23 protein-coding genes are annotated in these 21,405 nt (G+C 67.9%); 12 read left to right on the top strand and 11 right to left on the bottom strand.

The features are described 5' to 3' along the window. Positions 1-84: 84 nt before the first annotated feature. Entirely contained in the window at positions 85-684 is a 600-nt protein-coding gene (kstR, locus tag AO501_RS10530; RefSeq protein WP_055577694.1) for a cholesterol catabolism transcriptional regulator KstR, read from the top strand. A gap of 26 nt (positions 685-710) precedes the next feature. On the opposite strand, the gene AO501_RS10525 is transcribed toward kstR, so the two are convergent. After that, complete coding sequence (locus tag AO501_RS10525; RefSeq protein ID WP_055577655.1) at positions 711-1,790, bottom strand: substrate-binding domain-containing protein; 1,080 nt, start codon at positions 1,788-1,790, stop codon at positions 711-713. 116 nt (positions 1,791-1,906) lie between these two features. Here AO501_RS10525 and AO501_RS10520 point away from each other — a divergent pair, with 116 nt between their 5' ends. The 7 genes from AO501_RS10520 to AO501_RS10490 all read left to right on the top strand — a co-directional run bounded on the left by AO501_RS10520 (position 1,907) and on the right by AO501_RS10490 (position 8,136). Further along, on the top strand, positions 1,907-2,782 hold the full coding sequence (locus AO501_RS10520; RefSeq protein ID WP_156452468.1) for a metal ABC transporter solute-binding protein, Zn/Mn family: 876 nt from the start codon (positions 1,907-1,909) through the stop codon (positions 2,780-2,782). A 5-nt stretch (positions 2,783-2,787) separates the two neighbouring features. Next, positions 2,788-3,576, top strand: a complete 789-nt coding sequence (locus AO501_RS10515) for a metal ABC transporter ATP-binding protein (RefSeq protein WP_082658538.1) — start codon at positions 2,788-2,790, stop codon at positions 3,574-3,576. Beyond that, positions 3,576-4,424 carry a metal ABC transporter permease gene (locus AO501_RS10510; RefSeq protein ID WP_055577653.1) on the top strand — a complete coding sequence of 283 codons (849 nt, stop codon included), beginning with the start codon at positions 3,576-3,578 and terminating at the stop codon, positions 4,422-4,424. Before AO501_RS10515 ends, AO501_RS10510 begins: the two co-directional genes overlap by 1 nt. A 93-nt stretch (positions 4,425-4,517) precedes the next feature. Next, positions 4,518-5,186: a sensor domain-containing protein gene (locus AO501_RS10505; protein ID WP_156452467.1), complete on the top strand. Its 669-nt coding sequence runs from the start codon at positions 4,518-4,520 to the stop codon at positions 5,184-5,186. A 26-nt stretch (positions 5,187-5,212) separates the two neighbouring features. Further along, the gene (locus AO501_RS10500) at positions 5,213-5,971 is read left to right on the top strand and encodes a LamB/YcsF family protein (protein WP_055577651.1); all 759 of its coding nucleotides are present in this window, start codon (positions 5,213-5,215) and stop codon (positions 5,969-5,971) included. Further along, the gene (locus AO501_RS10495; RefSeq protein ID WP_055577650.1) at positions 5,971-6,891 is read left to right on the top strand and encodes an MBL fold metallo-hydrolase; all 921 of its coding nucleotides are present in this window, start codon (positions 5,971-5,973) and stop codon (positions 6,889-6,891) included. The genes AO501_RS10500 and AO501_RS10495 overlap by 1 nt, the downstream gene beginning before the upstream one ends. A gap of 3 nt (positions 6,892-6,894) precedes the next feature. Continuing rightward, the gene (locus tag AO501_RS10490; protein WP_055577649.1) at positions 6,895-8,136 is read left to right on the top strand and encodes an SLC13 family permease; all 1,242 of its coding nucleotides are present in this window, start codon (positions 6,895-6,897) and stop codon (positions 8,134-8,136) included. Positions 8,137-8,210: 74 nt separating this feature from the next. Here AO501_RS10490 and AO501_RS10485 read toward each other — a convergent pair whose 3' ends face one another. The 8 genes from AO501_RS10485 to carD all read right to left on the bottom strand — a co-directional run bounded on the left by AO501_RS10485 (position 8,211) and on the right by carD (position 15,471). Next, positions 8,211-9,407, bottom strand: a complete 1,197-nt coding sequence (locus AO501_RS10485) for a PPE family protein (protein ID WP_055577648.1) — start codon at positions 9,405-9,407, stop codon at positions 8,211-8,213. 33 nt (positions 9,408-9,440) lie between these two features. Next, on the bottom strand, positions 9,441-10,649 hold the full coding sequence (locus tag AO501_RS10480) for a PPE family protein (protein ID WP_055577647.1): 1,209 nt from the start codon (positions 10,647-10,649) through the stop codon (positions 9,441-9,443). Between the two features lie 30 nt (positions 10,650-10,679). Continuing rightward, a complete protein-coding gene (locus tag AO501_RS10475; RefSeq protein WP_055577646.1) occupies positions 10,680-10,979 on the bottom strand; it encodes a PE family protein in 300 nt (99 codons plus the stop codon). Between the two features lie 468 nt (positions 10,980-11,447). Beyond that, a complete protein-coding gene (gene rlmB / locus AO501_RS10470) occupies positions 11,448-12,377 on the bottom strand; it encodes a 23S rRNA (guanosine(2251)-2'-O)-methyltransferase RlmB (RefSeq protein WP_055577645.1) in 930 nt (309 codons plus the stop codon). Next, positions 12,378-13,784: a cysteine--tRNA ligase gene (gene cysS / locus AO501_RS10465; protein WP_055577692.1), complete on the bottom strand. Its 1,407-nt coding sequence runs from the start codon at positions 13,782-13,784 to the stop codon at positions 12,378-12,380. It abuts the gene before it with no gap. Positions 13,785-13,832: 48 nt separating this feature from the next. Then, positions 13,833-14,312 carry a 2-C-methyl-D-erythritol 2,4-cyclodiphosphate synthase gene (ispF, locus tag AO501_RS10460; RefSeq protein ID WP_156452462.1) on the bottom strand — a complete coding sequence of 160 codons (480 nt, stop codon included), beginning with the start codon at positions 14,310-14,312 and terminating at the stop codon, positions 13,833-13,835. Then, the gene (gene ispD / locus AO501_RS10455) at positions 14,309-14,986 is read right to left on the bottom strand and encodes a 2-C-methyl-D-erythritol 4-phosphate cytidylyltransferase (RefSeq protein WP_055577643.1); all 678 of its coding nucleotides are present in this window, start codon (positions 14,984-14,986) and stop codon (positions 14,309-14,311) included. Before ispD ends, ispF begins: the two co-directional genes overlap by 4 nt. Beyond that, positions 14,983-15,471 carry an RNA polymerase-binding transcription factor CarD gene (gene carD, locus AO501_RS10450; protein WP_055577642.1) on the bottom strand — a complete coding sequence of 163 codons (489 nt, stop codon included), beginning with the start codon at positions 15,469-15,471 and terminating at the stop codon, positions 14,983-14,985. Before carD ends, ispD begins: the two co-directional genes overlap by 4 nt. A gap of 288 nt (positions 15,472-15,759) precedes the next feature. Between carD and AO501_RS10445 the strand changes: the two genes are divergently transcribed. Genes AO501_RS10445 through disA form a run of 3 tightly spaced genes read left to right on the top strand, consistent with a single transcriptional unit; the run spans position 15,760 to position 18,912 of the window. After that, positions 15,760-16,329 carry a hypothetical protein gene (locus AO501_RS10445; protein WP_055577641.1) on the top strand — a complete coding sequence of 190 codons (570 nt, stop codon included), beginning with the start codon at positions 15,760-15,762 and terminating at the stop codon, positions 16,327-16,329. A 57-nt stretch (positions 16,330-16,386) separates the two neighbouring features. Further along, a complete protein-coding gene (gene radA / locus AO501_RS10440; RefSeq protein WP_055577640.1) occupies positions 16,387-17,805 on the top strand; it encodes a DNA repair protein RadA in 1,419 nt (472 codons plus the stop codon). Between the two features lie 30 nt (positions 17,806-17,835). Continuing rightward, positions 17,836-18,912 carry a DNA integrity scanning diadenylate cyclase DisA gene (gene disA / locus AO501_RS10435; RefSeq protein WP_156452461.1) on the top strand — a complete coding sequence of 359 codons (1,077 nt, stop codon included), beginning with the start codon at positions 17,836-17,838 and terminating at the stop codon, positions 18,910-18,912. On the opposite strand, the gene AO501_RS10430 is transcribed toward disA, so the two are convergent. Further along, positions 18,909-19,709, bottom strand: coding sequence for a hypothetical protein (locus AO501_RS10430; protein WP_156452460.1), 801 nt, complete (start codon positions 19,707-19,709; stop codon positions 18,909-18,911). The genes disA and AO501_RS10430 overlap by 4 nt on opposite strands. Positions 19,710-19,799: 90 nt before the next feature. Further along, on the bottom strand, positions 19,800-20,441 hold the full coding sequence (locus tag AO501_RS10425) for a carbonic anhydrase (protein WP_055577638.1): 642 nt from the start codon (positions 20,439-20,441) through the stop codon (positions 19,800-19,802). On the opposite strand from AO501_RS10425, the gene AO501_RS10420 reads away from it, so the two are divergent. Further along, positions 20,440-21,354: an A/G-specific adenine glycosylase gene (locus AO501_RS10420; protein ID WP_055577637.1), complete on the top strand. Its 915-nt coding sequence runs from the start codon at positions 20,440-20,442 to the stop codon at positions 21,352-21,354. The two genes, AO501_RS10425 and AO501_RS10420, sit on opposite strands and share 2 nt — an antisense overlap. The last annotated feature ends 51 nt before the right edge of the window (positions 21,355-21,405 follow it).

Raw genomic sequence — 21,405 nt, 5'->3', positions numbered from 1 at the left:
TGCGTATCGTTTGCGATCAAATCGCCCGCACGAGGAGCTGCCTGCCACATGTCGCCCGACGGCCAACCGCGCGAGGTTGTGAACATGGCCGTACTGGCTGAGTCCGAACTGGGCTCGGAAGCACAACGCGAGCGCCGCAAGAGGATCCTGGACGCCACCATGGCGATCGCGTCGAAGGGCGGTTACGAGGCGGTGCAGATGCGTGCCGTCGCCGACCGCGCCGACGTGGCGGTCGGAACGCTGTACCGCTACTTCCCGTCGAAGGTGCACCTGCTGGTGTCGGCGCTGGGCCGTGAGTTCAGCCGGATCGACGCCAAGACCGACCGCTCCGCGATGGCGGGCGGCACGCCGTTCGAGCGACTGAGCTTCATGGTCGGCAAGCTCAACCGAGCGATGCAGCGCAATCCGCTGCTGACCGAGGCGATGACGCGCGCCTACGTCTTCGCCGACGCGTCGGCGGCCAGCGAAGTCGACCAGGTCGAGAAGCTGATCGACAGCATGTTCGCCCGCGCCATGAGCGACGGCGAGCCGACCGAGGATCAGTACCACATCGCCCGGGTGATCTCGGACGTGTGGCTGTCCAACCTGCTGGCGTGGCTCACCCGTCGGGCCTCGGCCACCGACGTGAGCAAGCGGCTGGATCTGGCCGTGCGCCTGCTGATCGGCGATCACGAGAACTGCTAGCTCGTAGCGGGTCGCGACCAATCTGACTACGCGGGCGGTCCCGAGGTGCGCCCCCGGATCAGTTCGGTGGCGAGCAGTTCGACCGCGGGCAACCCGGACCGCGGCGGCTTGAGCACCAGCTCACCTGCGCGGCGCCCCTTCTGCAGGCTGGGTTGCGCCACCGTGGTCAGGCCGCGGCTCAGCGCGTCCTCGACCCCGTCGAACCCGGTGACCGTCAGCTGGCCGGGGACGTAAATGCCATGTGCGCGAAGGTAATCCATCGCCGACAGGGCGAGAATGTCGGCCGTGCACATCAACGCTGTGATGCGGGGATTGGCCTCAAGGGCAACCTTGGCGGCGTCGCCGCCGGAGGTCGGCAGGTGCTCGTAGCTTTCCACCACGGTCAGCGAGTCGGGATTCACGCCGGCAGCCGTCATCGCCTCCCAGACGCCGATGATGCGTTCGCGCTGGACGTCGAAGGTCGGCGACTTCAGCCGCTCGGCATCCACCAGGCCCTGACGCCGGTCCCGGCCCAGCCGCATGGTCAGTAGTCCGATCTCCCGGTGCCCCAGACCCAGCACGTAGTCGGCCAACTCACGCATCGCGGCCCGGTCGTCGATGCCCACCCGGGACACCCCCGGCAGGTCCACGGGCTGATCGACCACCACGACCGGTAGCCGGCGCTGCAAGACCACCTGAAGATACGGATCGTCGTCGCGCACGGAGTAGACCACGAACCCGTCCACCCCGGCACCCAGCACCGCCGACGTACCGTCCTCGATGCTGCGACTGGGACCCACCGCCACCAGCAGCAGGCCCTGGCCCAGCTCCTCGCACGACTGCGCCACCCCCGCAACGAAATCGCGCGCCGCCGGGTCGCTGAACGAATAGGTCAGCGGCTCGGTCATCACCAGACCCACCGCACCGGCCTTGCGGGTGCGCAGGGAGCGTGCCACCGGGTCGGGCCCCGCATAGCCCAGCCGCTTGGCCGTGGCGAACACCCGGTCACGGAGTTCTGGCGAGAGCTGATCCGGCCGGTTGAAGGCGTTCGAGATCGTGGTGCGCGACACTTTGAGCTCGGCTGCCAACGACGCCAGAGTCGCCCGCCTGCGCGGAATGGGACTCACGTCCGGTGACGCTACAGCGAGCCCCGGGAACCGCGCCGACCGACTTTCTAATGGAAACGATTTTCATTAGTATTATGGGTCGGCCAACCGGCCAGGCGAGAGGATGCGACGTGCGGATGTGGCTTGCGGTCTGCCTGATCTGCTGCGCCGCACTGCCAGGCTGCGCGACCGGCGGTGCGGAACACCCGGGTGCGGTGGCCGTGGTGGCTTCCACCGAGGTGTGGGGCAGTGTGGCCCGCACCGTCGCCGGCGGCCACATCGCCGTCAAGTCCATCCTGACCGGCGCGGACTCCGATCCACACTCCTACCAGGCCACCCCCGCCGACGCCGCGGCACTGGCCGACGCCGACCTGGTCGTCTACAACGGCGGCGGATACGACCCCTGGGTCGACCGGGTGCTGGCCGGACACCCCGGAATCCATGCCGTCGACGCCTACTCGTTCCTGGGGCCGGTGAACGAGGCACCCGACGAGCATGTTTTCTACAACCTCGCGGTCGCCAAAGCGGTCGCGATCACCATCGCGGAACGGCTGGCAATGATCGACCCGCCCAACTCAGCGGACTACCGCGCCAACGCGGCCCAGTTCGGCCGCGGCGCCGATGCGATCGCCAACTCCGAGCGCGCGATCGCCACCGCGTACCCGTCCGCCGGCGTCATCGCGACCGAGCCGGTCGTGCACTACCTGCTGGCCGCCGCGGGACTGATCAACCGCACCCCCGTCGGCTTCGAGATGGCCAACGAGAACGACGCCGATCCCGCGCCTGCGGATATGGCGTCCGCCCTGGACTTGATCAACCAGCGACGGGTGGTGGCGCTGCTGATCAACCCGCAGACCGCCACCGCCGCCACCGCCGACCTGCAGGCCGCCGCGCATCACGCCGGCGTGCCGGTGACCGAGGTTTCCGAGACCCTGCCCAGCGGCTCGGACTACCTGAGCTGGCAGCGCAATACCGTCACCCAACTGGCCACCGCGCTGCAGTCGAACAGCTGACGTCTGTGAGCCGCCAAGTAGTCGCGCTGGCCGGTGCCCGGCTGGCCTTCGGTAACCGTGCGCTCTGGGACCACCTCGAGTTGTCGGTGGCGGCCGGCGAGTTCGTCGCAGTGCTGGGACCCAATGGGACCGGCAAGACCTCCCTGCTCAAAGTGCTGCTGGGGCAACAGCCGTTGAGCGCCGGGACGGTGCGGGTGAACGGACCGGTCGGGTATGTGCCGCAACATCATCCGATCGACCGCGAGGTGATGCTGCGCGGACGCGACCTGGTCGGCCTCGGCGTGGACGGGCACCGCTGGGGTGCGCTGCCGCTGCGTGCCGCGGACCGGGCCCGTCGTCGCGACGCCGTGCGACTGGCCCTGCACCAGGTCAACGGCGAGCGGCTGGCCGACATCCGAGTGGGCCTGATGTCCGGGGGCGAGCTGCAGCGGGTGCGTATCGCGCAGGCGCTGGCCACCGATCCGGCGCTGATGCTGTGCGACGAACCGTTGCTGACCCTGGATCCGGCCAACGCCAAACTGGTCGCGGAGCTGATCAACCGGCGCCGGCATGACGCGGGGACGGCCGTCATCGTGGTCACCCACGAGCTCAACCCGATCCTGCCGTACGTGGACCGGGTGCTGTATCTGGTCGACGGCAGGTTCCGCATCGGCAGCGTCGAGCAGGTGATGACGGCGGCGACGCTCTCCGAGCTGTACCGGGCCGACATCGAGGTGGTCAAGGTCAAAGACCGCTATTTCGTCTTAGGCGCTCCGGAAGGCGCTCCGGAAGGCGCTCCGGACGGGCTGGTCTGATGAACGAGCGCCTCACCGAGATGCTGGACCACCTGTTCGCCTTCGACCTCACTGCCCATCTGCTCCGGCATGACTTCGTGCAGCAGGCGCTGCTCGCGGGGGCCCTGCTGGGACTGGTCGCCGGACTGATCGGCCCGTTCATCGTGATGCGCCAGATGTCGTTCGCGGTGCACGGCTCGGCGGAATTGTCTTTGACCGGAGCGGCATTCGCACTGCTGGCCGGTTTCGAGGTGGGGATCGGTGCGCTGATCGGCAGTGCGCTGGCGGCGGCCCTGTTCGGGATCCTGGGCCAGCGCGCCCGGGAGCGGGACTCGGTGATCGGCGTGGTGCTGGCCTTCGGCCTGGGTCTGGCGGTGCTGTTCATCCACCTCTACCCGGGCCGAACCGGCACCAGCTTCGCGTTGCTCACCGGCCAGATCGTCGGGGTCGGCTACTCGGGTCTGGTCATGCTGGCGGTGGTGTGTGCGCTGGTCATGGTGGTCCTCGGCGTCTGCTACCGCCCGCTGCTGTTCGCCACCGTCGACCCGGACGTCGCCGCGGCCCGGGGCGTCCCGGTGCGCGTGCTGGGCGTCGTATTCGCGGCGCTGGTAGGCGTGGTGGCCGCGCAGGCCGTCCAGATCGTCGGAGCGCTGCTGGTGATGTCGTTGCTGATCACCCCGGCCGCGGCGGCCGCCCGGGTGGTCAGCAGGCCGGCCGCCGCGATAGTCACCTCCGTGCTGTTCGCCGAGCTCGCCGCGGTCGGGGGGATCGTGTTGTCGCTGGCCCCGGGGGTTCCGGTGTCGGTGTTCGTGGCGACGATCTCATTCCTCATCTACGTGATTTGCTGGTTACTCGGGCGACGCCGCTGAACAGCATTTAAGCTGGTAGAACGCTCGCGAACAGGGGCGCGGGATTGGGGGGAACCAGTGCGCTTGCAGATCGCCGTGCTGGCCGGCGCGTGCATGCTGACCGCCGGTTGCACCGACGTCATAGACGGCAACGCCGTCGCCGGGGAGAAGGCCGGCCTGGCCAACCAGACGCCGATACCGGTGAGCGCGCTCGACGACCTGATGCTGGACGCCAGCCAGATCAACAGCGCGCTGGGCGCCACGTCGATGAAGGTCTGGTTCCAGGCCAAGGTGATGTGGGACTGGAGCAAGAACGTCGACGACAAGAACTGCCTGGCCGTCGACGGCGCCGCGCAGGGCAAGGTGTACGAGGGCACCGGGTGGACATCGATGCGCGGCCAGCGTCTGGACGACAGCATCGACGACTCCAAGAAGCGCAAGCACTACGCGATCCAGGCCGTGGTGGCCTTCCCGAACGCCCAGGACGCCAGCAACTTCTACAACTCCTCGGTGCAGAGCTGGAAGTCGTGCTCGAACCGCCGGTTCAACGACGCCAGCCCCAATCAGCCCGCCACCGTCTGGTCGGTGGGCGACGTGACCAACGACAACGGCCTGCTGACCAGCTCGCAGGTCCAGGAGGGTGGGGACGGCTGGAGCTGCCAGCGCGCCCTGACCGTTCGCAACAACCTGGCCATCGACGTCGTCACGTGCGCCTACAAGGAGAGCGGTCCGTCCGCGACGAACATCGCCAACCAGATCGCCACCAAGGTCGCAAAGCTGTAGCGTGCCCGGCCTTCTAAGCTGGCAAGGTGGCCCGCATTGACCTCAACGCCGACCTGGGCGAAGGATTCGGCGTCTGGCAGCTGGGCGACGACGAAGCCATGCTCGGGATCGTCAGCAGCGCCAATGTGGCGTGCGGCTTCCATGCCGGCGACCCGGCCGGGCTGCTGCGGGTATGCCGGTCGGCCGCCGAGCGCGGCGTGCGGATCGGCGCGCAGGTGAGCTACCACGACCTGGCCGGCTTCGGCCGACGCTTCATCGACGTCGCCGCTGAGGACCTGCTGGCCGACGTGGTCTTCCAGATCGGCGCTCTGCAGGCCATCGCGCAGGCGGCCGGCTCCACGGTGGCCTACGTCAAGCCCCATGGGGCGCTGTACAACTCGATAGTCTCGCACCGCGACCAGGCGGCTGCCGTCGCCGAAGCGGTTGCTACGGTGGATGCTTCGTTACCGGTGCTGGGCATGGCGGGTTCGGCGTTCTTCGACGAAGCCGACCGCCGCGGTTTGCGCACGGTCGCCGAGGTGTTCGCCGACCGCGCCTACCAACCCGACGGCCGACTGGTCCCGCGCCGGGAACCCGGTGCGGTACTGGATGATCCGGGGGCCATCGCCCGCCGGGTAGTCAACATGGTCAATGCCGGCGAGGTGACCGCAACCGACGGGACGGTGCTGCAAGTCACGGCAGAATCTGTTTGCGTACATGGTGATTCGCCCGGCGCCGTGCAGATCGCGACCGCCGTCCACGAACAGCTCCGCACCGCCGGGGTCGAGATTGGGGCATTCTGCTGATGCGACTGAAACTCGGCCGCCCCGACCTCACTCAACATGCCAGAAAATTCAATGTTCCTGGGGCAGGACAGGATTCGCCACTCTGGGTGACCTGGATGGGGGTGGCCACACTGCTCGTCGACGACGGCACCTCGGCGTTGATGACCGACGGCTACTTCTCCCGCCCCGGTCTGGCCTCGGTGGCAGCCGGGAAGGTGGCACCCTCGGAGGCCCGCGTCGACGGGTGTCTGGCCCGGGCCAAGATATCGCGGCTCGCTGCCGTCATCCCGGTGCACACGCATATCGACCACGCGCTCGACTCCGCCCTGGTGGCCGACCGCACCGGCGCCCAACTCGTCGGTGGCGAATCGGCGGCCAATCTGGGCCGCGGATACGGACTCCCGGTGGAGCGGATCGTCGTGGCGGCGTCCGGTGTACCAATGCCCTTGGGCGCCTACGACGTAACGCTGATCGAGTCGCACCACTGCCCGCCCGACCGGTTTCCGGGCGCGATCAGCGCTCCGGTGCGACCGCCGGTGAAGGCCTCGGCCTACCGCTGCGGCGAAGCATGGTCGGCACTGATACAACACCGGCCGTCCGGCCGGCGGCTGCTCATTCAGGGCAGCGCCGGCTACGTCGCGGGTGCGCTGGAAGGCATGAGTGCCGATGTCGTCTACCTCAGCGTCGGACAGCTCGGCCTGCAACCTCGGTCCTACATCACCGAATACTGGGATCAGACGGTACGAGCGGTGGGCGCGCGCCGCGTCATCGGCATCCACTGGGACGACTTCTTCCGCCCGCTGACAGAGCCGTTGCGGGCCTTGCCTTTTGCGGGTGACGACCTGAACGTGTCGATGCGGCTGCTGGACGAGCTGGCTGCGCGGGACGGCGTTGTCCTGCAGTTGCCCACCGTCTTCCGGCGCGAAGACCCCTGGGCATAGACGTTGCTACTAGTCCTCTCGCTGGTATTGCTGGCGGTCGTACTGGGGTTTGCTGTCGCGCGCCCCAGGGGCTGGCCGGAGGCGGCGGCAGCCGTTCCGGCCGCGGCTGTGCTGATCGCGGTCGGGGCGATCTCGCCGCACCAGGCGGGTGCCCAGGTGTCTGGACTGGCGCGGGTGGTCGCGTTTCTGGGCGCCGTACTGGTGCTGGCCAAACTGTGTGACGACGAGGGCCTGTTCGAGGCCGCCGGAGCGGCGATGGCGCGCGCCAGCTCCGGATCCCAGGGATTGCTGCGCCAGGTGTTCGTCATCTCCGCGACCATCACCGCGGTGCTCAGCCTCGATGCCACCGTGGTCCTGTTGACCCCGGTGGTGCTGGCCACCGTTCGCCAGCTCCGGACCCCGGTGCCCCCATATGCGTATGCCACCGCTCATCTGGCCAACACCGCCTCGCTCCTGCTCCCGGTGTCGAATCTGACCAACCTGCTCGTCTACCGCGGCGCGAACATCTCCTTCACCAAGTTCACCCTGCTGATGGCCCTGCCCTGGCTGAGCGCGGTCGCGACCGTCTACCTGGTCTTCCGGCTGTTCTTCGCCCGGGACCTGCGCACCCAGCCCGATCCCGAACATTCCGCGCCGCCACCGCGGCCGCCGGTATTCGTCCTGGCCGTCGTGGCGCTGACGCTGGTGGGATTCGCCGTGGCCGAATGGTTGGACATCGCACCCGCCTGGGCGGCGTTGGCCGGCGCTTCGGTGCTGGCGGTGCGCAGCCTGCGGCACCGGCGCACCACGGTGGGCGAGATCGCGGCTTCGGTGAACATCCCGTTCCTCGTTTTCGTCCTCGCGCTGGGCATCGTCGTGCAGGCCGTCATGCTCAACGGGATGACCGCCAGGATGTCCGCGTTGGTGCCGCACGGATCAGGCCTGGCCGCACTGCTGGGCATCGCGGCGCTGGCTGCCGTGTTGGCCAATGTCGTCAACAACCTGCCCGCCACGCTGGTACTGGTGCCGCTGGTGGCTGCAAGCGGACCGGCGGCCGTGCTGGCGGTGCTGATCGGGGTCAACATCGGGCCCAACCTGACCTACGTCGGTTCCCTGTCCAATCTGCTGTGGCGCCGGGTGCTGCGCCAGTACCAGGTGCAGGCCGGAGCCGGCGAATACACCCGGCTCGGCTTGTGTACCGTGCCCGCCGCTCTGGTGGTGGCGGTGCTCGCACTCTGGGCGAGCGTCCAGGTCTTCGGGGTCTGACCTTTCGTGCGCGACCAGACGCAAAATCGCATGAAACGCGGACGTTTCATGCGATTTCGCGTCTGCTCGCCGTGCTAACCCGCCGCCGGCGGCCTCGTCATGAACGTCAGCCGGTGCCCATAGGCCGGAGTCCTGCGGCCGTTGCCGGCATTCACGAACTGCCCGAACGGCGGCGCCACCGGCACATTGCCGCCGACGGCCCCCTCTGCCGCTGCCGAGATCGAGGTGGCATTGCTGATCGCCGTCACCCCGGACCCGGCGGGGGCGGTCGCCGACGTCCAGCTCACCGGGACCGACAATCCGCTGCCGAGCGGAACCGCCTTGCCAAGGCCCGCCGCCACACCACCGACGCTGCTGGAGAGTTTGGGCAGGGCCCCGGCCGCGCCCCCAACGGCCGCCGGGACCTTCGGGAACGCGGGAGCCACATCATTCGCAAACGAGCCGAGCTTGGCGAAACCGGCCATTTCGTCGCCAAGAAACAGCGTGCTCTGAAGCTCGTATGCCACTGAGTTCATGTAGGGCGAGATGTATTTGCTGTAGAGCGGGACCAGGTCGTCGAACGGCGTGTTGGCGACAATCCACTGGTCGATCGCGTTGAACTGACCGTTGAGTGGCGAAGACAGCGTCTGCAACAAGTCGCCGAACCGCGGCATGATTTGTGCTCCTACGCTGTTGAGCTGGGCTTGCACAGCTTGACCCGCGCCCTTGAACGCCCCGACGGCCTGGTCGACCAGGTTGAGCGGGTCGGTAGCATCGGCGGGCTGAGGCAGCTCGTTGAGCTGAGTTGCCGCCGCCGAGCTACCGGCATAGTTGTACATCGCCGCCGCGTCCTGAGCCCAGAACTCCATATAAAGAGCCTCAGTGGCCGCGATCGCCGGAGTGTTTATCCCCAGAAAGTTGGTCGCGACCAAAGCGGCCAGCAGTGCGCGGTTGGCCGCAATCACCGGTGGCGGAATCGACGCCGCGAAAGCCGTGTCGAAGGCAGCCGCGGCCGCGAAGGCCTGGGCAGCGGCCTGCCCGGCCTCCACGGCACCGCTGTCCAGCCAAGTGATGAACGGCGTCACCGCCGACAGCAGCGACTCCGACGCAGGCCCCAGCCACGGACCGTTGGTGAGCTCGGCGATCACCGACCGATGGCCGGCCGCGGCGGTTTCGAAGTCGCCGGCCAGGCCGCTCCACGCCGCCGCGGCAGCCAACATCGGGCCGGCCCCCGGACCGGCATATATGCGCCCGGAATTGATTTCGGGCGGCAACAGACCATAATCGACCATCGCGTGTTATCCCCGTTGCGTTGATCGGCCCGGTTAACCGGCGGCTGGCGGCTTGGCCATGACCGAGGGCTTGAACCCGTATTGCGGGACATTGCGGCCGTAACCACCATTGACGAACTGTCCGAACGGCGGTGCCATCGGAAAGCTGTTACCACCTTCGACCGCGGCCGGGATCGCCGATGCGATGCCTGGATTGGTCGTCGCGTGCCACGGGACCCAGTTCGCGGGAACCGCCAAGCCACCGATCGCCGTCGCCTTGCCCAGGCTGCCGGCCACGCCACCGAGACCGGCGCCCAGGTTGCCCGCGGCCTGCCCAGCAGCCGCGGCCGCCGCAGGGGCCGCTTCGGCGGCAGCCGAAGCGGCGGCCTTCGCGGCGGCAGCGGCATCCTTGTTGAGCGTGTTCGCAATGCCCGCGAGGCCGGTGAAACCGCTGGTGTTCTGCCCGATCGTCTGCGTCGACTGGGTCAGGGCCGCGACTGAGTTGATGTACGGCGAGATGTACTTGCTGTAGAGCGGGACGATGTCGTCAAGCGGGGTGTTGGCCACGATCCACGCGTCGATCGCTGCGCCCTGACCGTTCAACGGCGTGGACAGGGTCTTGACCACGTCGCTCACGCGGGGGCCCACCGTTGCGCCGAGGTTGTTCAGCTGGGTTTGAACACCCGAACCCGCGGCCTTGAACGCCCCGATCCCCTGGTCGAGGAAGCCGAGCGGGTCGACCGCATCGGCCGGTGCCGCAAGTGGCCTCAAATTCGTTGCGGCTGAGGCACTTCCGGCGTAGTTGTACATCGCTCCCGCGTCTTGCGCCCAGAATTCGCCGTATTGGGCTTCGAGCATCGAGATCGCCGAACTGTTCTGGCCGAGCAGGTTTGTGGCGATCAACTGCTGGAGCATGGCGCGGTTGGCCGTAATCAGCGGCGGCGGGACGCTGCCCGCGAACGCCCTCTCGTATGCGGCCGCCGCGGCGGCCGCCTGCGTTGCAGTCTCGGCAGCCTGCTCGGAGCTGTTGCTGAGCCAGGTGATGAAGGGCGAGACAGACGAAACCAGCTTCGCCGAAGCCGGCCCCAGCCAGGGACCGCTCGTCAGCGCCTCGATCACCGAGCGGTGCCCCGAGGCCGCCGCCGCGAAGTCGGCGGCCACGTTGTTCCAGGCCACCGCCGCGCTCACCAGTGAGGCTGCCCCGGGACCGGCGTAGATCCGCGCCGAGTTGATCTCGGGCGGCAGCATTCCGTAGTCGACCATTGCTCTTACTCCCCTATCGCCTCAGGCCGCTCAGTGGGCCAACGCGGCGTTGGCCGCCTCGGTCTCGGCGTAGCTGGCCCCATTGGTTGCCAGGTTCGCGGCGATCATCGCCTGGATCCTGGACGCCTGCGCGCTCAGTTCCTGGAATCGCTGGCCGTGCGACGCGAACTGAGCCGCGGTCAGGATCGACACCTCGTCGATGGCCGCGGGAATCACCCCGGTGATGGGTCCGGCAGCGGCTGCGCTGCCTACGTTCATCGCCGCACCCAGGGACTGCAGGGTGCTGGAGGCGGCGGTCAAGTGCTCGGGCAGTGTGCGTACAAAAGACATGAGAATTCCTCCGGCGGTTGTGTGGAATTGGGGCTCAACACCCAGATGAGTTGTCCGTGTATTGCCGTTGATCTTCAGACGGCGCCTACGGTTATCGCTCGATCTGACACCAGAAAGCGCGCGATACTACACCGCTAGTTGTCACTGGTCCATAGCTTTCGGGCCACCCCATGCGAAAGACAGTAGATCCAGAGCGAAGACACAGAAACCGATAACGCCAACTATTCACCGCTTGCAAACTTTTGTTCAGCGTGCGTTAAACAAGAAGGCAGAATTTAAATCATGACCTGCGGAAATGGGGTCGAGGGCCGCCCCCGGAAGACCGCCTGGTCGGCCTCCAAAATTCTTTGAGTTCACTATGTCGACACGATTCCTGTGAGTTCTCACAGAATCATGGAGCGTAGGGTTCCGCCCTCTTCGATCGGTGATGTAGTGATGCCGTGCGGCAATGCCGTGCGGCGGCGTCGCTCAGCTCCTGCGTTGCCGCGCGATTTCGGCGAGCACCACGCCGGCCGCCACCGCGGCGTTCAGCGACTCGGCCTGCCCGGCCATCGGGATGGAGACCACCTCGTCGCAGTTCTGCCGCACCAGGCGGGACAAGCCTTTGCCTTCCGAGCCCACGACGACCACCATCGGGTCGGTGCCGTCCAGGTCGTCCAACACCGTGTCACCACCGGCGTCCAGTCCGACGACCCGCAATCCGCGATCGGCCCAATCCTTCAGTGTCCTGGTCAGATTGGTTGCCCGCGCCACTGGGATCCGGGCCGCCGCCCCGGCGCTGGTGCGCCACGCCACGGCGGTCACCGAGGCGGATCGCCGTTGCGGTATCACCACACCGTGCCCGCCCAGGGCCGCCACCGAGCGCACGATCGCGCCGAGGTTGCGCGGGTCGGAGATGTTGTCCAACGCGACCAGTAACGCCGGCGGGCTTTCCAGGGCGCTGGCGACAAGGTCATCGGGGTGGGCGTACTCATAGGGCGGAACCTGCAGAGCGATCCCCTGGTGAAGATGGTTGGCCGTCATCCGGTCGAGATCGCTGCGCGGCACCTCCAGAATCGCGATGCCCTTGTCGGCGGCGCGTGCCACGGATTCGGTCACCCGCTCGTCGGCCTCTACTCCGAGCGCGACGTAGAGCGCGGTCGCGGGAACCCCGGCGCGCAGGCATTCCACCACGGGGTTCCGGCCGAGCACGGTCTCGACCTCGTCCACCGGCTTGGCCGGCCGCTGCTGTTGGGGTTTGCCGCGTCTGGCGGCGGGGTGGTTGGGACGCATGTGCGCGGGCGGTGTCGGACCACGGCCTTCCAGGCCGCGACGGCGCTGCCCGCCCGAGCCGACCGTGGGCCCCTTCTTGGAGCCGGCTTTCCGGATCGCACCCCGACGCTGTGAATTACCGGCCATTTATTTGACGTCACCGCCCAGCGTCCACTGCGGTCCGTCGGCGGTGTCGGTGACCTCGATGCCGGCTTGTTTGAGCCGGTCGCGAATCTCATCGGCCAGCGCCCAGTTGCGCTCCTCGCGCGCCTTCTTCCGATTCTCCAGTTCGGCCTGGACCAGCACGTCGACCGCAGCGAGAGCGGCAGACGTTTCGTCGCGGGTCTCCCAGCGCTCATCCAGGGGGTCGCAGCCCAGGATTCCCATCATGGCGCGGATGGCAGACGCGCTCTTCAAAGCACCGTCGTGATCTCCGGCGTCGAGCGCACGGTTGCCGTCGGCGCGCGTCTGGTGGATCTCCGCCAGCGCCATCGGCACCGCCAGGTCGTCGTCGAGCGCGGCCGCAAATCGCGGAGTCCACTCGCCGGGACACACCGTCCCCACCCGGCTGCGCACGCGGTGCAGGAATTCCTCCACGCCCACATACGCTTTGACCGCATCCTGCAGCGCGGTCTCGGTGTACTCGAGCATCGACCGGTAGTGCGCGCTGCCGAGGTAGTAGCGCAGCTCGGCGGGCCGAACCCGTTGCAGCATCGCCGGGATGGCCACCACGTTGCCCAGCGACTTGCTCATCTTCTCGCCGCCCATGGTCACCCAGCCGTTGTGCAGCCAGAAGCGCGCGAACCCGTCGCCCGCCGCACGGCTCTGGGCGATCTCGTTCTCGTGGTGCGGGAAGATGAGATCCATGCCGCCACAATGGATGTCGAATTCGGGGCCCAAGTAGGTGCGGGCCATTGCGGAACACTCGATGTGCCAGCCGGGGCGTCCGCGTCCCCAAGGCGACGGCCACGACGGCTCACCGGGCTTCGCGCCCTTCCACAAGGTGAAGTCGCGCTGGTCGCGCTTGCCGGTGGCCGCGCCCTCGCCCTGATGCACATCGTCGATCCGGTGGCCGGACAACTGCCCGTAGTCCGGGTAGCTCAGCACGTCGAAGTACACGTCACCCGCCGCCGGGTAGGCGTGCCCCGTTTCGATCAGCCGCTCCATTAATTCGACCATCTGGGTGATGTGCCCGGTCGCCCGCGGTTCTGCCGAGGGCGGCAGGACGTCGAGCGCGTCGTACGCCGCGGTGAACGCCCGCTCGTGCGTGGCGGCCCACTCCCACCAGGGGCGTCCGGCCGCCGCGGCCTTGTTCAGGATCTTGTCGTCGATGTCGGTGACGTTGCGGATGAACGCCACGTCGTACCCACGGGCCGTCAGCCAGCGGCGCAGGATATCGAACGCAACGCCGCTGCGGACATGGCCGATGTGCGGGAGCCCCTGCGGGGTGGCGCCGCACTGGTAGATGGAGACGTGCCCCGCGCGCAGCGGCACGAAATCACGCACGGCTCCCGTCGCCGTGTCATGAAGCCGCATTTGGGCACGATCGGTCACGACGTGCCAGCTTACTGCCTGCACCTGCGGGACCCCGGCGGCCGGTGTTTATCGGAGCGGAATGACAAGGGCCGTCGCGATGGCGGCGAGACCTTCTCCCCGCCCGGTGAGGCCGAGTCCGTCGGTGGTGGTGGCCGCCACCGACACCGGTGCGTTGAGCAGCCGGGAGAGCACCGCCTGGGCCTCGTAGCGGCGCCAGCCGATCTTCGGACGGTTACCGATCACCTGCACCGCCGCGTTGCCGACCATGAAGCCGTTCTCGGTGAGCAACTCGAGAACGTGGCGCAGCATCTCGGCACCGCTGACACCCTTCCAGCGGGGGTCATCGACGCCGAACACGCCTCCGATGTCGCCAAGACCGGCGGCGGACAACACCGCGTCGCAGAGCGCATGGATCGCGACGTCGCCGTCGGAGTGCCCCGAACAGCCGTCGGCACTGGGGAACAGCAGGCCTACCAGCCAACACGGCCGCCCGGGTTCGATCGGGTGCACGTCGACACCCATACCGACGCGCGGCGTCTGCATCACTGCCGCACTATAGCCTTGGCCAGCATCAAGTCGAGCTGCGTGGTGATCTTGAACGCGAGCGGGTCGCCGTCGACGACCTGAACCTGACCGCCCATGTGCTCGACGAGGGATGCGTCGTCGGTGAAATCGCCGGTGTCGGCGGATGCCTGCTCGAAGGCGCGCAAGAGCACTTCGGTGGCGAACCCTTGCGGTGTCTGCACCGCACGCAGGCCCGCCCGTTCCGGCGTGCCCAGGACCACCCCGTTGGCGTCGACGGCCTTGATGGTGTCGGAAACCTGCAACCCCGGCACCACCGCGCCGTGTCCGTCCCGCAGCGCCTGCACCACTCGCGCGATCAGCGACGGTGGCGTCAGCGCCCGGGCCGCATCGTGCACCAAGACGAACTCGGGCCCCGTGTCGATCACTGCCGACAAAGCCAGCCGCACGGATTCGGTGCGGCTGGCTCCGCCGGCCACGATGGTGGCGAGATGTCCCAGGATCAATTTGGCCTCATCGGTGCGATCCGGAGGGACCGCGACGACGACGGTGCCGACGACGCCCGACGCGTGCAGACCTGCCACGGCCCGCTCAACCAGCGACTGCCCTTCGAGCTGATAGAACGCCTTGGGTACGCCGGCAGCCAGCCGACGCCCAGAACCTGCGGCCGGAACGACCGCGACTACGTTTCCGTTCAGGAGGCGGCAGCCAGGACCTCGTCCAGGATGGTGTCGGCCTTGGCCTCATCGGTGCTCTCGGCCAGCGCCAACTCGCCGACCAGAATCTGCCGGGCCTTGGCCAGCATCCGCTTCTCGCCCGCCGACAGGCCGCGCTCCTGGTCACGGCGCCACAAGTCACGAACGACCTCGGCCACCTTGTTCACGTCGCCGGAGGCGAGCTTCTCCAAGTTGGCCTTGTAGCGACGCGACCAGTTGGTGGGTTCCTCGGTGTGCGGAGCACGCAGGACCTGGAAAACCTTGTCCAGGCCTTCCTGGCCGACGACGTCGCGGACGCCGACGTATTCGGCGTTATCGGCGGGCACTCGAACAGTCAGGTCACCCTGCGCAACTTTCAAGACGAGATACTCTTTTGGTTCCCCTTTAATGGTCCGAGTTTCGATCGCCTCGACTAACGCAGCACCGTGGTGTGGGTAGACGACGGTGTCACCGACCTTGAAGATCATATGATTCGAGCCCCTTTCGTTAGTTCATTCTAACACGCCGCCTCGACGCGTGTAGATCAACGGTGCAGGTCAGGGGCACGCTGCGCGCAATTTAGGGGTTGACAGGCGAGCTTAGACGTGCAGTGGGGCCGCGCCGCCGCCAAGTCCTGCCCGGCGTCACAAGCGCCTCCGAACGGCTGGGCCGGTCAACACCGGGCATCCCGCCGCTACCGTCATCGGTACCGTGCTACTACTCTGCATAGTTGAAATTGCGCCTGAATTGCGACGGGGCCGACCAGGAGGCATTGCGTGAACCACTCCAACATCCGCCTGCCATTCCGCCCGGCAAAGCTGACCGCGTGGTTGGCCGCTGTCGCGCTGGCCGTGGTCACGCTCAGCGGTTGCGGAACCGGACAGATTTCCCAGACTGCCGCTCAGGAACCCGCCGTCAACGGCAACCGGGTCACGATCAACAACGTCGCGCTGCGCGACATCCGCATCCAGGCCGCGCAGTCCGGCGACTTCCTGCAGCCCGGCAAGTCGGTCGACCTGGTCCTGGTGGCGATCAACAACTCACCGGACGTCAACGACCGGCTGACCGGTATCACCAGCGATATCGGCAACGTGACGGTGTCCGGTGACGCCAAGCTGCCGGCCGGCAGGTTGCTGATTGTCGGAACCCCCGAGGGCCAGGTCGTGGCACCGGGACCGTCCGAGGGCAACGGGGCGGCCAAGGCGACCGTCAACCTGTCAAAGCCGATCACCAACGGACTGACTTACAAGTTCACCTTCAAGTTCGAGAAGGCCGGCGAAGCCAGCGTGCAGGTGCCGATTTCGGCCGGCATGCCCCAATTGCACGAGGGTTCCACCCACCCCTGACCGGCCCGTCGGCGTTCCTTCCCCGGAACTGTCGCCCTCTCCCGATACCGTCACGGGGTGGCCAACGCGCGATCGCAGTACCGATGCTCGGAATGCCGCCACGTAAGCGCCAAATGGGTCGGGCGCTGCCTGGATTGCGGCAACTGGGGGACCGTGGAAGAGGTGGCCGTACTGGCCGCCGTCGGCAACGGCAAGCGCTCGGTGCCGTCCGGGTCGCGGGCGGTGCCGATCAGCGCGGTCGAGCCGAATAAGAGCCGTCATCAGACCACTGGTGTGGACGAACTGGACCGGGTGCTGGGCGGCGGTGTGGTTCCCGGCTCGGTGACGCTGCTGGCGGGCGATCCCGGCGTCGGCAAGTCAACCCTGCTGCTCGAGGTCGCGCACTGCTGGGCGCAGCGGGGGCGGCGCGCGCTCTATATCTCCGGCGAAGAGTCCGCCGGCCAGGTGCGGCTGCGGGCCGACCGGATCGGTTGCGCCGGCGCTGCGTTCGACGAGATGTACCTGGCCGCCGAATCCGACCTGCACACGGTGCTGGAGCACATCGACACCGTACGGCCGGCGCTGGTCATCATCGACTCGGTCCAGACGATGTCCACCACCGAGGCCGACGGCGTCGCCGGGGGCGTGACCCAGGTGCGAGCGGTGACGGCCGCTCTGACGGCGGCCGCGAAGGCCAACGGTGTCGCGATGATTCTGGTCGGACACGTCACCAAGGACGGAGCCATCGCCGGGCCTCGCTCGCTGGAGCACCTGGTCGACGTGGTGCTGCACTTCGAGGGCGATCGCAACGGGTCGCTACGGATGGTCCGCGGCATCAAGAACCGGTTCGGCGCCGCTGACGAGGTGGGATGTTTCCTCTTGCACGACAGCGGAATCGAAGGGGTCGCCGATCCGTCGAACCTGTTCCTGGATCAACGGCCGAACCCGGTTCCGGGGACCGCGATCACGGTGACCCTGGACGGCAAGCGACCGCTGATCGGCGAAGTCCAGGCGCTACTGGCCACCCCGAACGGCGGCTCGCCGCGGCGGGCCGTCAGCGGCATCGACCACTCCCGTGCCGCGATGATCACGGCGGTGCTGGAAAAACACGCCCAGCTGCGTCTTTCCGTCAACGACATCTACCTGTCCACCGTCGGCGGCATGCGGTTGACCGACCCCTCGTCAGATCTGGCGGTGGCCACCGCGCTGGCCTCGGCCTACGCCAACCTGGCGCTGCCCACCACCGCGGTGATGATCGGTGAGGTGGGTCTGGCCGGTGATCTTCGCCGGGTGCACGGCATGGACCGGCGGCTGGCCGAAGCCGCTCGCCAGGGCTTCACCATCGCGCTGATCCCGCCGGGTTGCAAGACCATTCCCGCCGGTCTGCGCGCCCTGAGCGCGGCCACCATCGGCGAGGCGCTGCAGCATCTGATCGGCATCGCCGAGCACCGCCCCGTCGCCGAAGTGGGGTGGCAACCGATCGGGAGCCCCCGGTAGGGGTCCCCTCGACCGGGCCGCCGTAGCAGAATGCTCGCTGTGACACGTACGACCCTGCGTGAGGCCGTCGCCCGACTGGCTCCGGGCACCGGGCTTCGCGACGGCCTGGAACGCATCCTGCGCGGACGCACCGGCGCCCTGATCGTGCTCGGCCACGACGAGAACGTGGAAGCCATCTGTGACGGCGGCTTTCCGCTCGACGTCCGCTACGCGCCCACCCGGTTGCGCGAGCTGTCGAAGATGGACGGCGCGGTGGTGCTGTCGACCGACGGCAGCCGTATCGTCCGGGCCAACGTGCAGTTGGTGCCGGACCCCTCGATACCCACCGACGAATCCGGCACCCGGCACCGGTCGGCCGAACGGGCGGCCATCCAAACCGGCTACCCGGTGATCTCGGTGAGTCACTCGATGAACATCGTGACCGTCTACGTCGGCGGCGAACGCCACGTGCTGACCGACTCCGCGACCATTCTGTCGCGCGCGAATCAGGCCATCGCGACCCTGGAGCGCTACAAGACCCGGCTCGACGAGGTCAGTCGGCAGCTGTCGCGGGCCGAGATCGAGGACTTCGTCACGCTGCGCGACGTGATGACGGTGGTGCAGCGTCTCGAGTTGGTCCGCCGCATCGGGCTGGCGATCGACTATGACGCCGTCGAGCTGGGTACCGACGGACGCCAGTTGCGGTTGCAGCAGGAGGAGCTCCTGGGCGGCAACGACATCGCCCGGGAGCTGATCGTCCGCGACTATCACGCCAATCCCGACCCGCCGTCCAAGGCGCAGATCGCCGAGACGCTCCACGAACTGGATGGTCTGTCCGACACCGAGCTGCTCGATTTCACCTCACTGGCCAAGGTGTTCGGCTACCCGACCACGGCCGAGGCACAGGATTCAGCGCTGAGCCCGCGCGGCTACCGCGCGATGGCCGGGATCCCCCGGCTGCAGTTCGCGCACGTCGACCTGCTCGTGCGCGCGTTTGGGACGTTGCAGGGGCTACTGGCCGCCAGCGCCAACGACCTGCAATCCGTCGACGGCATCGGCGCCATGTGGGCCCGCCACGTGCGCGAGGGCCTGTCCCAGCTGGCCGAGTCGACGCTTACGGATCACTAGCCGCCCTGCGCCGGCGGCGCCTCCGGCGGCGGCGCGAGCGCCGGTCCCGGGGCGGGCGCCGGGCCCGGCGGCTGCGGCGGCTGGTTCAGCACGAAGGGCAGGGGCTGCGAGCGCAGGTTGCCCAGCTGGACGACCAGGTTGTAGGTGCCCGGCCCGATCGCCGGCCGCGGCAGCGGGCACTTCGGTGCGGAACCCATGCCGGTCCAGGTCACCGCGGTAGTGACCTGCTCGCCGGGGGTGAAGGTCTTGACCAGGGTCTCGTTGGACGGCGCGCAGTCCAGGTTGGACCACAGCCGCTTGTTGTCCAGCGAGTACACGTACGCCGCCAGCACCGCGGCACCCACGTCGCGCTTGCAGGAAACCAGTCCGATGTTGGTCACCACCATGGTGAATTTCGGCTGGTCGCCGATGTAGTACTGGGGCGAGTTGGTCAGTCCCTTGACGGCCAGGGTCGCGTCGGGGCAGTCGTCGCCGTCCTTGAGCACCGGCGGCGGTTGCACCGCGGCGGTAGGTGTCGCCGACTCCGGGTTGAGCACGCCCGGAGAGGCACCCGGGGCGGGAGCCTCCGTTTGCCCGGCCGGCTGCTGCGTCGCCGGTGCCTGCGGCGCATTTGAGCCGGGATGGCTCTGAGCGGAAGCGGGCTTGTCGGCGGGCTTGGCCCCGGCGTTGCTACTGACGAAGGCGATGACGATGGCGACAGCTATCCCGACCACCACAACCGCGATACCCAGGGCTAGTCCCCTGCGCCGCCAGTAGATCTCGGTCGGTAGCGGGCCACGCGGTTCCAGATCCAGCACATTTCCACGGTAGGGCCAGGTCACGCATCTTTGCCTGACCCGGCTCGGCGTGTCGCGTGGTTAGCCGGACTGCCCGAGTGTAAGGAGTCGCTAGACGGCCTGTTCCTGTGGCGCCTGCTCGCCGATGTCGCCGATGTGGTCGACCAGCTCCGCCCTACCCTCGGCGAGCTGGTAGGTGACGCCGGCGAGCGCCAGCGTCCCTTCGGAGACCCGATCCGCGATGGTTGAGGAACGGGCCGCGAGTTGCTTGAGCGTTTCACTCACATGCCGTTCCTCGAACTCGTCGACACGACTCAGCCCGTCGCGCCGGCCGGCCAGCACCGACGGAACCACGCGTTCCACCACGTCGCGGACGAAGCCGCCCGGGATCGCGCCGTTGTCCAGGGCGTCGATGGTCGCCTTCACGGCCCCGCAGCTGTTGTGGCCGAGTACGACGATCAGCGGGACGTTCAGCACCGCGACCGCGTACTCGATGGATCCGAGCACCGCCGAGTCGATGGCCTGCCCCGCGGTACGGACCACGAAGACGTCGCCGAGGCCTTGGTCGAAGATGAGTTCGGCGGCCACCCGGCTGTCGGCACAACCGAAGATCACGGCGGTCGGCTTCTGACCGCCGGCCAGACTGGCTCGGTGGTCGATGCTCTGGCTCGGGTGGGCGGGCTTGCCGGCGACGAATCGCTCGTTACCCTCTTTGAGTGCTTTCCAGGCGCTTATCGGGTTGCTGTTGGGCATGTCAGCCATTCTGCCGGATCTGCCCGGGTCAAGCCCAGTGAACATATCGGTCACCAATCTTGTCGCTTGGTACGAGCGGTCGCGTCGGGACCTGCCCTGGCGTGAGCCGGGAGTCAGCGCCTGGCAGATCCTGGTCAGCGAATTCATGCTGCAGCAGACGCCGGTGTCCCGGGTGCTGCCGATCTGGACCGAGTGGGTGCGCCGCTGGCCCACCCCGTCGGCGACGGCGGCGGCCAGCGCCGCCGACGTGCTGCGGGCCTGGGGAAAGCTGGGTTATCCCCGGCGGGCCAAGCGCTTGCACGAGTGCGCCGTCGTCATCGCTCGCGAGCACGGTGACGTTGTCCCCGACGACGTGGACACGTTGCTGACACTGCCGGGCGTCGGTAGCTACACCGCCCGGGCGGTGGCCTGCTTCGCATATCGACAGCGAGTTCCAGTGGTGGACACCAATGTTCGGCGCGTGGTGGCCCGCGCCATTCACGGGCGGGCCGACGCGGGCAACCCGTCGGCCACCCGCGATCATGCCGATGTCGAAGCTCTACTGCCCAATGACGATGTCGCGCCTACGTTTTCGATCGCGCTGATGGAGCTTGGCGCGACGGTTTGCACCGCGCGCACACCCAAGTGCGGCCTGTGTCCGCTGCCGGCCTGCGCGTGGCGCGACGCGGGGTCTCCGGCCGGCGACACTCCGCCACGGCGGGCGCAGTCTTACGCCGGGACCGACCGTCAGGTTCGCGGTCGGTTGCTGGATGTGTTGCGCGACAACAGCTCTCCGGTCACCCGAGCGCAATTGGACGTAGCGTGGCTGACCGATACCGCACAGCGCGATCGCGCTCTGTATTCGCTGCTTGTCGATGGCCTGATCACCCAGACGGCGGACGGGCGATTTGCGTTAGCGGGCGAGGGACAGTAGCCCAGTAGGCGTCACAGCAGCGAAGCCCGAGACGTCCGCTCGTCAGCATGC

Origin of the sequence: Mycobacterium gordonae, from assembly GCF_001417955.2 — a bacterium.
In the GTDB taxonomy this organism is placed as follows: domain Bacteria; phylum Actinomycetota; class Actinomycetes; order Mycobacteriales; family Mycobacteriaceae; genus Mycobacterium; species Mycobacterium gordonae_B.
Note: the sequence above shows the minus strand (reverse complement) of the source record. Positions and strands in the feature narration are given on the sequence as shown.

Coding starts and splice junctions, on each gene's coding strand:
- kstR (WP_055577694.1), top strand. CDS start 85: ATGGCCGTACTGGCTGAGTCCGAACTGGGCTCGGAAGCACAACGCGAG.
- AO501_RS10520 (WP_156452468.1), top strand. CDS start 1,907: ATGTGGCTTGCGGTCTGCCTGATCTGCTGCGCCGCACTGCCAGGCTGC.
- AO501_RS10510 (WP_055577653.1), top strand. CDS start 3,576: ATGAACGAGCGCCTCACCGAGATGCTGGACCACCTGTTCGCCTTCGAC.
- AO501_RS10505 (WP_156452467.1), top strand. CDS start 4,518: ATGCTGACCGCCGGTTGCACCGACGTCATAGACGGCAACGCCGTCGCC.
- AO501_RS10495 (WP_055577650.1), top strand. CDS start 5,971: ATGCGACTGAAACTCGGCCGCCCCGACCTCACTCAACATGCCAGAAAA.
- AO501_RS10485 (WP_055577648.1), bottom strand. CDS start 9,407: ATGGTCGATTATGGTCTGTTGCCGCCCGAAATCAATTCCGGGCGCATA.
- AO501_RS10480 (WP_055577647.1), bottom strand. CDS start 10,649: ATGGTCGACTACGGAATGCTGCCGCCCGAGATCAACTCGGCGCGGATC.
- AO501_RS10475 (WP_055577646.1), bottom strand. CDS start 10,979: ATGTCTTTTGTACGCACACTGCCCGAGCACTTGACCGCCGCCTCCAGC.
- rlmB (WP_055577645.1), bottom strand. CDS start 12,377: ATGGCCGGTAATTCACAGCGTCGGGGTGCGATCCGGAAAGCCGGCTCC.
- carD (WP_055577642.1), bottom strand. CDS start 15,471: ATGATCTTCAAGGTCGGTGACACCGTCGTCTACCCACACCACGGTGCT.
- disA (WP_156452461.1), top strand. CDS start 17,836: ATGCTCGCTGTGACACGTACGACCCTGCGTGAGGCCGTCGCCCGACTG.
- AO501_RS10420 (WP_055577637.1), top strand. CDS start 20,440: ATGTCAGCCATTCTGCCGGATCTGCCCGGGTCAAGCCCAGTGAACATA.
- AO501_RS10425 (WP_055577638.1), bottom strand. CDS start 20,441: ATGCCCAACAGCAACCCGATAAGCGCCTGGAAAGCACTCAAAGAGGGT.